This window comes from Neorhizobium sp. JUb45, assembly GCF_004343585.1.
Classification (GTDB): Bacteria; Pseudomonadota; Alphaproteobacteria; order Rhizobiales; family Rhizobiaceae; genus Neorhizobium.
This window is the reverse complement of the sequence record NZ_SLYW01000001.1, coordinates 348,738-362,503: the sequence shown is the minus strand read 5'-3', so window position 1 is coordinate 362,503 and position 13,766 is coordinate 348,738. Positions and strand designations below refer to the sequence as shown.

Sequence of the window (13,766 nt, the reverse complement as noted above, 5' to 3'; positions counted from 1 at the left end):
CAGGAAGAAACACATGACCCTTGAGATGGATCGTGAAAACGCCGTGCGCGATGCTTTTCGCAAGCAGGTCAAGGCTGCGACGGAGCTTGGATCACCCTTTGTCGCGCATCTGTGCCGCCTCGCCGCTGAACGACTGGACCATGGCACCGCTGTCGGCAGCGCTGTTCTGGACTGGCCGGGTGATGCCTCGATCAACAACGATCTCATACCCTTGCGGCTGGCCGGCTCCTTGCATGCACTTGTTCTGTCGGGTCAGGATGAAGCGCTGAAAGCCGTCTATCCGCCGCAGGAAACCGATGACGACACGCTCTGGCAGGCCATTACCGGCGCCTTCGAAGCGCATGGCGATTTCATCATCCAGCGGCTGCAATCGGCCCCGCAGACCAATGAAATCCGCCGCTGCAACGCGCTTCTGCCCGGTTTTCTCACCATCGCCGAAATCTTCGAAAAACCGCTGGATCTGCTGGAAGTCGGCGCAAGCGCCGGCCTCAACCTGCAATGGGACCGGTATCGCTACAATCTCGGCGGTTTCGAATGGGGCGATCCCGCCTCCCCCGTGCTGTTGCAACCCGACTGGCAGGGGCCGCCGCCACCCGATGCGGAGATCACCATCGCCAGCCGCCTCGGCTGTGACCTCAACCCGCTAGACGTGACATCCGCAGAAGACCGGCTGCGACTGATGTCCTATGTCTGGGCCGACCAGCCGGACCGTCTGCAACGCCTCTCGGCCGCGCTTGACCTCGCCGTCGGTGATCCGCCGCCGGTAGAACGTGCCGATGCGCTGGAATGGCTGCCGCGCGAACTGGTGAAACCACCGACCGGCGCGGTGCGCGTCATCTACCACTCGATCGCCTGGCAATATCTGCCGGCAGCTTTACGCGCCCGCGGCGAAGCCACCATTACCGAAGCCGGCAACCGCGCCACCAAAAGCACGCCGCTCGCCCGCCTGCAGATGGAAGCCGACGACAGACAAGACGGCGCGACAATCAGCCTGCAGATCTGGCCGGGCGGAGAAAAACGCGAACTGGGACGCGTCGATTTTCACGGACGGTGGGTGAAGTGGAAGGGGTGGTGACAAGCAAGATCATGCGGTCGCTCGCCCACATTTGACAGCACCCAAACACACCCTATGATTGCGTTTGTATTTTAGGGATGTAATGATGAGTAGACTTGATCCGGCAGAAATCGAGCAGACCAAGCTGCTGGCGAATGCGCTGGATCGCGCCTCGACAGCATGTTTTACTGTGGGAATAGCGACGCCACTTGCGGGTTACGCTTATAGCCTTGCAGTCTTCAGCACGTTGTCGACATTGCGCATGACCGTGACGCTCACAGCTTGGTTTCTCGGCGCGATAGCACTACATTATCGTGCGAGACGAATACTCAGGAGGCTTGCGTAATGGACTTCTGGTTTTTCTATTCGATCGTTCTACCTGCGGGAATTGTCGTATTGGCGTTTGTTGCAGCCCAACTGCACGAGTGGGATCTGGATCGCAGGCAAAGACGCAAGAACCGCCAACCCGGTGAGTGACCGTCAGCGGCGCCCTCAGAGCGCCGCGTCCCTCGCGCCTTCCGCCAGCATCCCAAACGCATAATCCGAAAACGACCGCCAGACCTCGACCCGGAAAGCATCTTCGGCGGTTCTCAGCAGAACGATCTCCACCTTGCCAAAGATGGTGCGCGAGCATGCACCGACAGGAAATGCCTGCAGCGACAGGTCCTGCGGGCAACCGGTATTGATGGCCGCAGCCGCTCCGGCGCCGGAGACGAGGATCGCCGTGTTACGATGGGACACGTCGGTGGCCGAATGCAACGCGCCGGATTTGGCGGCCGCCGCCACCAGCATGCTGCCGATATCCGTATTGCCTTCGGCAATCACCAGCCATTCATCCGGCCCGATCCAGAGCGCGGTGCGACCATTGGCGGATGCCGACGTCTTCGGCCTGACCGGCAGATCGACGCCAAGCGCTGCAGACAGCGCCGCCACGTCTTCGGCACGAACCCGCAGGTTGATGCGCGCGGCAGGTGCTGCCGGCTCCAGCCGCACCTTGGACGAACCGCCGTGAACGCCGGAAAGCGGAAGGGTTCTTGTTGCGACCTCAACCATTGATACGGCCTCCTTCCTTATCCACGAACACCACGTCGGTGACTTCGACCTCGATCACCTTATCCTTCATCGGCACGTAAAGCCGCTGCCCCATCTTGTCGCGGCCACCGGCCACCAGAGCGATGGCAATCGAGCGTCCGAGATTTTCCGACCAGTAGGAAGACGTGACATGCCCAAGCATGGTCATCGGTTTCGGCTGGTTCGGATCGGCAACGATCTGGCCGCCCTCCTCCAGCACCTCGTTCGGATCCTTCGTCAGAAGCCCGACCAGTTGCTTGCGACCGGTGCGCACCAGATCCGGGCGTTTCAGGCCGCGGATGCCGACAAAGTCGGTCTTCTTCTTGGAAACGGCCCAACCGTAGCCCGCATCGTCCGGGGTGACCGTGCCATCGGTATCCTGACCGACGATGAGATAACCCTTTTCGGCACGCAGCACGTGCATCGTCTCGGTGCCGTAAAGGCAGGCGCCGAGCGACTGCGCGCGTTCCCAGATCGCCGACCACACCGCCGGACCGAAATCGGCCGGCACGTTGACTTCAAAACCGACCTCACCCGTGAACGACACACGGAACAGACGTGCGGCCACACCCATGACCGTGCACTCGGCAACACTCATATGCGCAAAGGCTTCGTTGGAGATGTCGAGACCCTCGACGAACGGCGCGATGATATCGCGCGCCTTCGGACCCTGAACGGCGATGACCGCCCATTGTTCGGTGGTCGAGGTCAGCCAGACCTTGAGATCGGGGAATTCCGTCTGCAGATAATCTTCCATATGCTGCAACACGCGCGGCGCACCGCCGGTCGTCGTCGTCACATGGAAACGATCTTCGGCCAGACGCCCGACGACGCCATCGTCATAGATGAAACCGTCTTCACGGGTCATGATGCCGTAACGGCTTTTGCCCGGTTTCAGCGTGTCCCATGCATTGGTGTAGAGCAGGTTGAGGAACTGCGCCGCATCCGGCCCGACCACCTCGATCTTGCCGAGCGTCGAGGCATCGAACACGCCGCCGACATCACGCACCGTCTTGCACTCGCGGTTGACGGCAGCATGCATATCCTCGCCGCGCTTTGGAAAATACCAGGCGCGTTTCCAGTTTCCGACATCCTCGAATTCGGCACCTTCGGCCGCTTCGAGATGGTGCATCGGCGTCTTGCGGGCCGGATCGAAAAGCTCGCCACGCGAATGCGCCACCAGCGTGCCGTAGGTCACCGGCGTATACGGTGCACGGAACGTGGTGAGGCCCACCTGCGGGATCGGCCTTCCGAGCATTTCCGAGGCGATTGCCAAGCCATGCATATTGGACAGCTTGCCCTGATCGGACGCCATGCCATTGGTGGTGAAGCGCTTGATATGCTCGATCGAATGCATGCCTTCGCGCACGGCAAGGCGGATGTCCTTGGCGGTCACGTCATGCTGGAAATCGACAAAGGCCTTGACCGCCGTATCAGGCCCGGCCCCTTCGGCCGCACCGATCATGCCGCCCGTCCACTCATAGAGATTGGAGCCGGCAAAGGCGATGGCGTCTATGCTCGCCGCGCCCTTATGCCCGGCCATTTCGGCACCAGCCGACAGCGCCTCGCCGATCAGCGTCGAAAGGTCGTCGGTGCCGTTGCAGGCGCCGACCGAGATGCAGTCCTGCGCATAGATATCCGGCAGGAAGCGGTCGCTTTCGGCATCAAACCGCAGTTTTCCGCGCGATTGCGAAAACAGATGCACGGAGGGCGTCCAGCCGGCCGAGACCAGCAGCGCATCGACCTTGAGCTTGCGGCTATTCTTCTCGCCATTGCGGGCAACGGTGATCGAAGAGACGCGATGGCGACCCGCCGTATCGAGCACGGAATGCGACAGCAGAACCTCGATGCCGAGAGAACGGGCCTCGGCCAGCACCGCTTCACCGGATACCTGACGATTGTCGATGATGGCAACCACATCGATACCGGCACGTTTCAGGTCGAATGCCGCCTCATAAGCACTGTCATGCGCCGTGTAGACGGCCACCGCGCGACCGACGGCAACACCGTGATGGTTGAGAAAGGTCCGCGCAGCCGAGGCGAGCATGATGCCGGGACGGTCATTGTTGGCGAACACCATGTGGCGCTCGATCGAACCGGTCGCGAGGATCACCTTCTTTGCCCGCACCTGCCACAGACGTTCGCGCGGCAGCTCCTTCGAAGGCAGGGCCAGATGGTCGGTGACACGTTCGGCAAGCCCGAGGAAACCGTGATTGTAATAACCGAATACCGTGGTGCGATTGAGCACGGTGACATTCGGCATGGCCTTCAGCTTGGCAGCAACGCCTTGCGCCCAGTCAAAACCGTTCTTGCCATCGATCTCGGTCGATGAGTCGAAATGCAGCGCACCGCCCACTTCCGGCTGTTCATCGACAAGGATGACCTTTGCACCGGTCGCGGCAGCAGAGAGTGCTGCCGTCAGACCAGCCACGCCGGCACCGGCGATCAGCACGTCGCAATGTTCGTAGCGGCTGGCGTAATGGTCGGTATCGCCTTCCTTCGGCGCTTCGCCGAGACCGGCCGCACGGCGGATGATCGGCTCATAGAGTTTGTGCCAGGCTTCCTTCGGCCACATGAAAGTCTTGTAGTAAAATCCGGCGGCGAAGAACGGCGACAGCAGATCGTTGAAAGCGCCGATATCATGTTTCAGCGACGGCCAGCGGTTCTGCGAGGCGATCTTTGCGCCATCGAACACTTCCTGCACGGTAGCACGCACGTTCGGCTGACGGCGGGATGCATCACGCGACACGTCGAGGAGCGCATTCGGCTCTTCCGGTCCAGCCGAAAGAATGCCGCGCGGACGGTGATATTTGAACGAACGGCCAAGCAGATGCACGCCATGCGCCAGAAGCGCGGAGGCGACCGTATCGCCTTCAAGCGCCGTATAGGTCTTGCCGTCGAAGGTGAAACGAGCGGTGCGCGCCGGCGTCAGGCGACCAGCGCCCTTGATGCGGAATGCGCCGGAATTGGAGGATGCGCTCATCGGGCGTCTCCTTCCGTCTGTTCCCACGTTTCTACAGTCTTTTCCTCGGCAATCGCCTCGGCTTTTGTCGCAGCGGGGATAGGCTGTTTCGGAAGGCCTGCCTTGTAGGTCATCAGGAACTTGTCGCTCACCGTATCGCGCGCCGCGTTGAAGAAGCGACCGCAGCCATGGATATGCCGCCACCGTTCGTAGGTGACGCCTTTTTCGTTGTTGCGCAGGAAAAAGTATTCGGCGAATTCTTCGTCAGAAATAGCCGCGATATTTTCCGGCCGGGCGATATGTGCTTCGCCGGCCCAGCGGAATTCCAGCTCGGAACGCTCTTCCTCGCAATAGGGGCAATGGATCAAAAGCATCTGGTCTATCCCCTATTTATCAATGCGCGACGGCGGCAGCGGCCGCTTCGTCGATCAGGCGGCCGGTACGGAAACGGTCGAGGTTGAGGCCCGCAGCCAGACGATGCGGTTCGCCCTTGGCAATCAGATGCGCGAACAGGTTGGCAGATCCCGGCGTCGCCTTGAAACCGCCTGTACCCCAGCCGCAATTGACGAACAGGCCCGGCACCGGCGTCACGCCCTGGATCGGCGAACGATCCGGCGTGTTGTCGGTAATGCCGCCCCACTGGCGCATCATTTTCACGCGGCGGAAGATCGGAAACAGTTCGCAGATGGCATCGAGCGTATGCGTGATGATCTGCAGGCCGCCGGTCTGGCTATAGGAGTTGTACTGGTCGGTACCGGCGCCGATGACCAGCTCGCCCTTGTCGGACTGCGAGATATAGGCATGCACGGTGTTGGACATGACCACGCAGGGGAAGATCGGCTTCAACGGTTCGGACACCAGCGCCTGCAATGGGTTGGAATGCAACGGCACGCGTACCCCCGCCATTTCCATCACCACCGACGAATGGCCGGCAGCGGAAACGCCGATCTTCTTGGCGCCGATGAAACCCTTGGAGGTCTCGACACCCTGCACTTCGCCAGCCGGGCCGCGACGGATGTCGGTGACTTCGCAATTCTGGATGATGTGCACACCACGGTCGGCGGCTGCGCGTGCGTAACCCCAGGCGACAGCATCATGACGGGCGGTGCCACCACGGCGCTGCAGGGCTGCACCATTGATCGGGTAACGCGCCGTTTTCGAGATATCGAGAACCGGCACAAACGCCTTGGCCTGTTCCGGTGTCATCCACTCGTTGTCGATGCCGTAAAGCCGGTTGGCATTGATATGCCGCTTGAACGACTGCTGGTCGTGGATGTTGTGCGACAACATCATCACGCCGCGCGGCGAATACATGGTGTTGTAGTTGAGATCCTGGCTCAGGCCTTCCCACAATTTGAGGGAATGCTCGTAGATGTCCATGCTCTCTTCATAGAGATAGTTGGAGCGGATGATGGTGGTGTTGCGGCCGGTATTGCCGCCGCCGAGCCAGCCCTTCTCGATCACCGCGATATTGGTGATGCCATGTTCCTTGGCGAGATAATAGGCGGCTCCCAGACCATGACCGCCGGCACCGATGATGATGACATCATAAGCGGAGCGCGGTTCTGGCGAGGTCCATTGCTGGTCCCAGCCCTTATGGGCACGCATTGCCTCGCGTGCGATGGCGAAAACCGAATATCTGCGCATCTGGCCTCTCTTCTTTGCTCCACCTCAAGGGCCTTGCGGCCGCAATGACTTGGGTAGTGTCATACCCATCGCAAATCAATATGCGCCGCAATGGCTGTTTTGCGACGCATGAGAGGATTGTTTCGACACGGCGAAAAATCGATCGGCGATCAGCCCCGGATGAGAACCTTGCCCTTGCGGCCCGTTTCCCCCGCCGCAGCGGCCGCTTTCGCCACGTCCGACAGGTCGAACACGTCGGAAACGGTCAATTCCACCTCGCCCTTTGCGACACTCTCGACAATCTCGCCGATCATGCTCTTCAATTTTTCGACAGGCAGCGTCGGCGCGATCTTGGCAAGCCAGAACCCCTTGACCGTCGCCTGCTTGAAAATCATGTCGCTGGCCGAAAGCTGCATCGGCTGTCCGGACATCAGGCCGAAGGACACCAGCAGGCCGTTGTCGCCAAGCGTGGACACCAGTTCGCCCGAGGCCGGCCCACCGACACCATCGACACCGGCCTTGATCGGCGCGCCGCCGGTGATCGCTCGCACCGTCTCTCGCCAGCCTTCCTGCGTCGTCGAGACGACATCCTCGATACCCAGATCCGCAAGCTCGCTGACCGCGTCGTCGCGGCGCACGAGATTGACGACGCGGATGCCGCGCTTCTTTGCAAACATCGCCAGCGTCTTGCCAACGGCCCCATTGGCAGCGTTCTGGATCAGCCAGTCGCCCTTTTCGGCGCCGACGAAATCGAGCAATGTCAGTGCGCTGAGCGGCATGGAGATCAATTGCGCTGCAGCCGTGTCATGGATCGAGTCGGGCAGCGGCACCGCCATCGCAGCCGATGCGAGATAATAATCGGCCCATGTGCCCTTGCCCGACACAGCGACCCGCTGACCGATCTTCAGATGCGTCACGCCCTCGCCCAGCGCATCCACCGTCCCCGTCGCCTCGGTGCCGGCAACCGCCGGCAGAGCCGGCAGGCTGCCATACTTGCCCTCTATCGTCAGCAGATCATGGTTGTGGATGGCAGCCATTGCCATACGGATGCGCACTTCGCCGGGTCCCGGCTCCGGCACCGGCCTGTCTTCGATGGTCAAAACCTTCAAAGGCGTTCCGAATTGCGAATATATGGCGCTGCGCATGAAAAATCTCCAAAATGTTCAATAGTCTGGGAAGCTATTACCCGCGAACCGTCCACGGGGGACAGGTGCGTTCCTGAAAGAATATAGGGTATGGTAGCGGCTGCTGAAGCCGTTGATAACGGCGATTTTTCGCGTTAGCCCTGGTTAACATCTGGACTTTACCCCACCGCCCTGTTAAGAGCGCTGCCAAATCGCACGGTTAACGCCGCGCGCACGTAACTTTATCGCCGAAAATCCTGTCGAGGAACGGCGACACCAAACCAAAGGATCGGGATTTCTCGTGCAGGTACTAGTCCGCGACAACAACGTTGATCAGGCTCTCCGCGCTCTCAAGAAGAAGCTGCAGCGCGAAGGCGTTTTCCGCGAAATGAAGATGCGCGAAAGCTATGAAAAGCCTTCGGAAAAGCGCGTTCGCGAAAAGGCTGAAGCTGTTCGCCGCGTTCGCAAGCTGGCCCGCAAGCGCATGCAGCGCGAAGGCCTGCTGCCGCAGACCCCGCGTCCTGCGCGCCCGGCTCGCTAATCTGTCGTCTTTTCGACGTTTTCTCATGCTTAAGAGCGGCGGCGACCTCTAACGGACGCCGCCGCTTTTTGATTTCTGTCTGGATGTCCGCCGTGATTTTTTCTCGGGCCGGCGTCCCTGCTCATATGAGGACAAGCGCCTGATGGCTGCCATGACTGCCGCTCACTCCATTTCGAATGGTGTTTCGCATTCCACAGCCCGCAGGCGTCGCGGCATCGCCCCCATCGCCCTTATCCTGCTCGCCGCCAGCGCGCTGACCGCCTGCCAGTCGACCGTGACCTCGATGGACACGATCCGCGTCGATCGCGCCCAGGGCTCTGAACAGAACATCGCTTCGCTGACATCGGTCATCAACGCCAACCCGCAGGATCCGGAAGGCTACAACGTTCGTGGCTCCGCTTACGGCCGCGCCGGCGATTTCCGTCGTGCGCTTGACGATTTCAACCGCGCCCTGCAGCTCAACCCACAGTTCTATCAGGCCTATGCCAACCGCGCGCTGGTCTATCGCAACATGGGCAAGCCCGTTGAAGCAGCAAACGATTACAACGCCGCACTGCAGATCAATTCGAACTATGACGCAGCCTATATCGGCCGCGGCAACATCTATCGCCAGGCCGGCCGCACCAACGATGCCTTCAACGATTTCACCAAGGCTATCCAGCTGGAAACGACGGACGGACGCGCCTATCACGGACGCGGCCTGATCCTGCAGAGCCGTGGCCAGCACGCTCAGGCGATCGACGATTTCTCCAAGGCGATCTCGCTGTCCTCGACCTCGGCCGAACCCTATAACGGCCGCGGCGTTTCCTACGTGGCGCTGAACGACGACGAAAACGCATTCGCCGACTTCAACCACGCCATCGAACTGGATGACAAGCTCGCCGAATCCTGGGCCAACCAGGCACTGGTCTATGAGCGCCGTGGCGACAAGGCGCGTGCGGCAAAGTCCTATTCGCATGCGGCACGCCTCGATCCGAACTACAAGCCGGCCAAGGACGGCCTCGCCCGCACACGCGGCAGCGCTTCCTGAACATCTGCCGATTGAGAAATCGACATTGCGCTCGGCCCCGTATCAGCGGGGCCGAAGTCGTTTCAGGGCAATGACGTGAAACTCAGCGCAGCAGGAAAACGCCGGCGATATTGAGAACGATGAAGACGATCAGGCCGCCGAGGAAACCTCCGCCCGACAGAAACCCGACGGCCATGGCAATCAGCAGCACCACGACGGCCATGGAACCCCATTTGGATCCGGCCAGAAAACGGTCGTAAGTCTTTTCGTGTTCGCGATAATCCATCTCGGCACCGGTTTCGACCGGCCCGCTGTTATGATGTTCCATGCCCGCTCCTCCCAGATAAGCATCGGACGACCACCGCGTGTTCGCCCATCATTGATCGACTGTATTTGTCCGATGCGAACCGAACACCTGTCAAGACTACTGTGTCTTCGCCGCCGCAGCAACGAAAGTTGCATAAGCGCCGTCTTTCAATTTGACGACTGTTTTGTTACATCGCCTAAAGAGGAGAAGGATGGAAGAGGAACCATCCGGGGGGATAAATGGCGGTATTGCTTCGTTTCAGCAGCCTGGTCGACAGGCTCAGCGAGATCATAGGAAAATTTTCCGGGTATCTCGTGTTGTTTTGCTGCCTTGTCAGCGCCGGCAATGCTCTCATCCGCTATACATTCAACATCAGTTCGAATGGCTGGCTGGAAATCCAGTGGTATATGTTCGCATTCATCGTGCTTCTCGGTGCTGCCCATACGCTGCGGCTGAACGAACATGTGCGCGTCGACCTGATCTATGGGGCCGTTTCTGAAACCAAGCGGTTGTGGATCGATATCATCGGCCTCGTGGTCTTTCTCATCCCGGCCTGCGCCTATCTCGCCTGGATCTGTTTTCCGTTTTTCTGGCTGTCATGGCTGCAGGGCGAAGTCTCGTCGAATGCGGGCGGCCTCATCCGCTGGCCGGTCAAGCTGATCATCTTCGCCGGTTTCGCTCTGCTCGTATTGCAGGGCCTGTCGGAACTGGTGAAGCGCATCGCCGCGCTGATGGGCCTTGCCGCCGTCGACACGACCTACGAAAAACCGCTTCAGTAATCATACCGGGAGAGAGACGATGTTCGCTTACGGTGTGATGCCGCCCCTGATGTTCCTCGGCATGATCCTCTTCATGCTCTACGGTTTTCCCGTCGCCTTCTCATTGGCGGCGGTCGGCCTGTTCTTCGGCATACTCGGAGTGTTTACCGGCCATTTCGAGGAAGTGTTTCTGCAGGCCCTGCCCTTCCGCATCTTTGGCATCGTCTCCAACGATCTTCTGCTGGCCATTCCCTTCTTCACCTTCATGGGCGCCATCCTCGAGCGATGTGGCCTTGCGGAAGACCTGCTCGAAGGCACAGGCAAACTGTTCGGCGCCATTCCGGGCGGCCTTGCCTATGCGGTCATCGTCGTCGGCGCCATTTTGGGTGCCATCACCGGCACGGTAGCCGCCTCGGTCATCACCATGGGCGTGATATCGCTGCCGATCATGCTGAAATACGGCTACAACCCGCGTGTCGCGACCGGCGTTATCGCCGCATCCGGCACGATCACCCAGGTCATCCCGCCGTCGCTCGTGCTGATCGTTCTGGCTGACCAGCTCGGCCGGTCGGTCGGCGACATGTATCTCGGCGCCATCGGCCCCTCTATCCTGCAGGTCACGATCTTCCTGCTGTTCATTCTGGCGCTCTCCATCTTCCGTCCCAAGGACGTGCCGGCCCTGCCGCCGGAAGCGCGTGGCGAAATGAACATGGCGCTGGTCATGCGCGTGCTCTGGGGCATGATTCCCTCGATCGTGCTGATCTTTCTCGTGCTCGGCACCATCTTCCTCGGGCTTGCAACCCCAACGGAAGCCGGGGCGCTCGGTGTCGTCGGTGCCATGGGCATCGCCGCGCTGCATGGCCGCCTGACCTGGGATCTGACCAAACAGGGCATGCACACGACGATGCAGATCACCTCCATGGTGGTGTTCATCCTCGTCGGCGCCACCTGTTTCAGCCTGGTTTTCCAGGGCATGAACGGCGGCCTTTGGATCGAGCACCTGTTGTCTCACGTCCCCGGCGGCGCGATCGGTTTTCTGATCTTCGTCAACATCTTCATCTTTTTCCTGGCCTTCTTTCTCGATTTCTTCGAGATCGCCTTCATCGTCATCCCGATGCTGGTGCCGGTCGCCAATGCGCTCGGCATCGACCTGATCTGGTTCGGTGTGCTGATCTGCATCAACATGCAGACCTCGTTCATGCACCCGCCTTTCGGTTTTGCGCTGTTCTACCTGCGCTCGATCGCGCCCAAATCGGTAAAGACCAAGGACATCTATCTCGGTGCCATTCCATGGCTCGGCATGCAGCTGATCCTCGTCGCCATCGTGATCTTCTGGCCGGAATCGGTCACCTACTGGCTGGACAAGGCACCGGAAGTCGACCTCGATTCCATCAAGATCGAGATACCGGGCTTCGGCAACGGCGGCGGCAACCAGATGCCGAATTTCGGCCTGCCACCGATGGACGGCGCACCGGCACAACCGGGCGGCCTGCCGGGCATGCCGAACTTTGGCGAACCGCCAAAGATAAACCCGTAAAGGTTGCCCTTGCCGATAGAGGGTATCGGGGATATATTTGCGGAGTGAGGGCAGAGTTGGAGCTCTGCCCTCATTTACTACTTGATACGGAAGTTGATCCGGAACGCGACTGACCAGCCTGTCCGGGTCTTCCTAAAATGCAGTGTAATGCTCAGTGGTTTCCACATCGCATCACCTCCGGTTCGAGAGCAAGGCTTATGCCTAAGTCGGTGAAGCCCGTCTTCACCGACACTCCGGCTGGCCTCGGAGTATGCTGCTTCTGCTCTCCAACATTTCAACTGTATTTCATGATGTGGCGAACGCAATCGTTTGCACGCAAAAATTGTAATCGCGTTTGAAAAAATGCCCCGAGCTTTTCAGCCGGGGCATCACAGTTTCAGAGCGTGCGCGTGGTCAGAGCTTGCCGTTGCGCTGCTGGATCATCATGAACGTGTCATAGGTGTATTCCGACAGCTGCATCCAGAGGTAGCCTTCCTTCTTGAAGGCGACCTGATCCTCGTAGATCTTCTTGAACCATTCGTTCTTGGAGGAAATATCCTTGTAGACCTCCATGGCAGCGCCATAGCAGGCCTCGAGAATTTCCTGGCTGAATGGCCGCAGCACCGTGCCCTGCCCGACCAGTTGCTTGACGGCAATCGGGTTTTTCAGGTCGTATTTCGCCATCATGTTGGTATTGGCATAGGCCGCCGCATCCGTCAGCGCCGCCTGATACTGTTTCGGCAGGCTGTTCCACTTGTCGAGATTGATCAGCGCATGAATGGCCGGGCCGCCTTCCCAGAAGGCCGGATAGTAGTAATACTTGGCGACCTTGTAGAAACCGAGCTTCTGATCGTCATAGGGGCCGATCCATTCGGCGGCATCGATCGTCCCCTTCTCCAGCGCCGGATAGATGTCACCGCCGGCGATCTGCTGCGGCACCACGCCGAGCTTTTCGACGACGCGGCCAGCGAGGCCGGCAATGCGCATCTTCACGCCCTTGAGGTCGTCGACCGTATTGATCTCCTTGCGGAACCAGCCGCCCATCTGCGCACCGGTATTGCCGGCAATCATGCCGTAAAGCTTGTGGGTGGCATAAAACTCGTTGAGCAACGTGTTGCCGTTGCCCTCATAGAACCAGGCATTGGTCAGCCGCGCATTGAGGCCGAAGGGAATGGCCGTGCCGATCGCAAAGGTCGGGTCCTTGCCGACGTAATAATAGGAGCAGGTATGGCACATCTCGACCGTGCCGTTGCTCACTGCATCCGCCGCCTGCAGACCAGGCACGATTTCGCCGGCCGCATAGGTCTGGATGGTGAAATTGCCGCCGGTCGCCTCGCTCACCCGCTTGGCAATATCCTCGGCACCGCCCCAGATCGTATCCAGCGATTTCGGAAACGACGAGGTCAGGCGCCAGCTGATCTTAGGATTTTCCTGCGCGATGGCGGGTGCCGCCAGAACGCTTGCGGCAGCAGCGCCCGCCCCCGTGGCAGCCGCTTTTTTGAAGAATGCACGACGATCCATGTTCACCTCCCAGTGAGCTTCACGTTGAACCGGACCACGGGCCTCTCTCCAATCCCGCGACCGTATATGAAACAACCATGACGTTTGATCACTGGCAAGCGTGGCATCTGTATTTTCGAATGCAGGAACAGCCGCAGCACATGAGACTTTCGTCTTAGACGTCGCCGCACATTGCTTGGCGTCGACACACATGTGCCCGAATAGACTTTGCCCGGTACGGCGACCAAGGTTGCATCGGCGCGCTTGACTTCCATCCGTGAGCAGCGCCAAAAGGCTG

14 protein-coding genes are annotated in these 13,766 nt (G+C 59.9%); 7 read left to right on the top strand and 7 right to left on the bottom strand.

Annotation, left to right across the window (positions count from 1 at the left end):
• The first annotated feature begins 13 nt into the window (after positions 1-13).
• From EDF70_RS01630 to EDF70_RS30580, 3 genes are all read left to right on the top strand, one after another.
• The gene (locus EDF70_RS01630; protein WP_132271514.1) at positions 14-1,075 is read left to right on the top strand and encodes a DUF2332 family protein; all 1,062 of its coding nucleotides are present in this window, start codon (positions 14-16) and stop codon (positions 1,073-1,075) included.
• Between the two features lie 85 nt (positions 1,076-1,160).
• Complete coding sequence (locus EDF70_RS01625; RefSeq protein ID WP_132271513.1) at positions 1,161-1,400, top strand: hypothetical protein; 240 nt, start codon at positions 1,161-1,163, stop codon at positions 1,398-1,400.
• A complete protein-coding gene (locus EDF70_RS30580) occupies positions 1,400-1,531 on the top strand; it encodes a hypothetical protein (RefSeq protein WP_281033520.1) in 132 nt (43 codons plus the stop codon). The genes EDF70_RS01625 and EDF70_RS30580 overlap by 1 nt, the downstream gene beginning before the upstream one ends.
• Before the next feature lie 15 nt (positions 1,532-1,546).
• On the opposite strand, the gene EDF70_RS01620 is transcribed toward EDF70_RS30580, so the two are convergent.
• The 5 genes from EDF70_RS01620 to EDF70_RS01600 all read right to left on the bottom strand — a co-directional run bounded on the left by EDF70_RS01620 (position 1,547) and on the right by EDF70_RS01600 (position 7,858).
• Positions 1,547-2,107, bottom strand: coding sequence for a sarcosine oxidase subunit gamma (locus EDF70_RS01620; RefSeq protein WP_132271512.1), 561 nt, complete (start codon positions 2,105-2,107; stop codon positions 1,547-1,549).
• Positions 2,100-5,108: a sarcosine oxidase subunit alpha gene (locus EDF70_RS01615; protein ID WP_132271511.1), complete on the bottom strand. Its 3,009-nt coding sequence runs from the start codon at positions 5,106-5,108 to the stop codon at positions 2,100-2,102. Before EDF70_RS01615 ends, EDF70_RS01620 begins: the two co-directional genes overlap by 8 nt.
• Entirely contained in the window at positions 5,105-5,461 is a 357-nt protein-coding gene (locus tag EDF70_RS01610) for a sarcosine oxidase subunit delta (protein ID WP_132271510.1), read from the bottom strand. The genes EDF70_RS01615 and EDF70_RS01610 overlap by 4 nt, the downstream gene beginning before the upstream one ends.
• A gap of 19 nt (positions 5,462-5,480) precedes the next feature.
• Positions 5,481-6,734, bottom strand: a complete 1,254-nt coding sequence (locus tag EDF70_RS01605; RefSeq protein WP_132271509.1) for a sarcosine oxidase subunit beta family protein — start codon at positions 6,732-6,734, stop codon at positions 5,481-5,483.
• Positions 6,735-6,883: 149 nt separating this feature from the next.
• Positions 6,884-7,858, bottom strand: a complete 975-nt coding sequence (locus tag EDF70_RS01600) for a zinc-binding dehydrogenase (protein WP_132271508.1) — start codon at positions 7,856-7,858, stop codon at positions 6,884-6,886.
• A 280-nt stretch (positions 7,859-8,138) separates the two neighbouring features.
• Here EDF70_RS01600 and rpsU point away from each other — a divergent pair, with 280 nt between their 5' ends.
• On the top strand, positions 8,139-8,378 hold the full coding sequence (rpsU, locus tag EDF70_RS01595; protein ID WP_132271507.1) for a 30S ribosomal protein S21: 240 nt from the start codon (positions 8,139-8,141) through the stop codon (positions 8,376-8,378).
• Between the two features lie 142 nt (positions 8,379-8,520).
• On the top strand, positions 8,521-9,408 hold the full coding sequence (locus EDF70_RS01590) for a tetratricopeptide repeat protein (RefSeq protein WP_132271506.1): 888 nt from the start codon (positions 8,521-8,523) through the stop codon (positions 9,406-9,408).
• Between the two features lie 82 nt (positions 9,409-9,490).
• Here EDF70_RS01590 and EDF70_RS01585 read toward each other — a convergent pair whose 3' ends face one another.
• Positions 9,491-9,715 carry an aa3-type cytochrome c oxidase subunit IV gene (locus EDF70_RS01585; protein WP_132271505.1) on the bottom strand — a complete coding sequence of 75 codons (225 nt, stop codon included), beginning with the start codon at positions 9,713-9,715 and terminating at the stop codon, positions 9,491-9,493.
• 218 nt (positions 9,716-9,933) lie between these two features.
• Here EDF70_RS01585 and EDF70_RS01580 point away from each other — a divergent pair, with 218 nt between their 5' ends.
• Together EDF70_RS01580 and EDF70_RS01575 are read left to right on the top strand one after the other, a co-directional pair.
• Entirely contained in the window at positions 9,934-10,473 is a 540-nt protein-coding gene (locus EDF70_RS01580; RefSeq protein ID WP_132271504.1) for a TRAP transporter small permease subunit, read from the top strand.
• Positions 10,474-10,492: 19 nt separating this feature from the next.
• A complete protein-coding gene (locus EDF70_RS01575) occupies positions 10,493-11,989 on the top strand; it encodes a TRAP transporter large permease subunit (protein ID WP_132271503.1) in 1,497 nt (498 codons plus the stop codon).
• 393 nt (positions 11,990-12,382) lie between these two features.
• On the opposite strand, the gene EDF70_RS01570 is transcribed toward EDF70_RS01575, so the two are convergent.
• A complete protein-coding gene (locus EDF70_RS01570) occupies positions 12,383-13,489 on the bottom strand; it encodes a TRAP transporter substrate-binding protein (protein ID WP_132271502.1) in 1,107 nt (368 codons plus the stop codon).
• Positions 13,490-13,766: the final 277 nt, after the last annotated feature.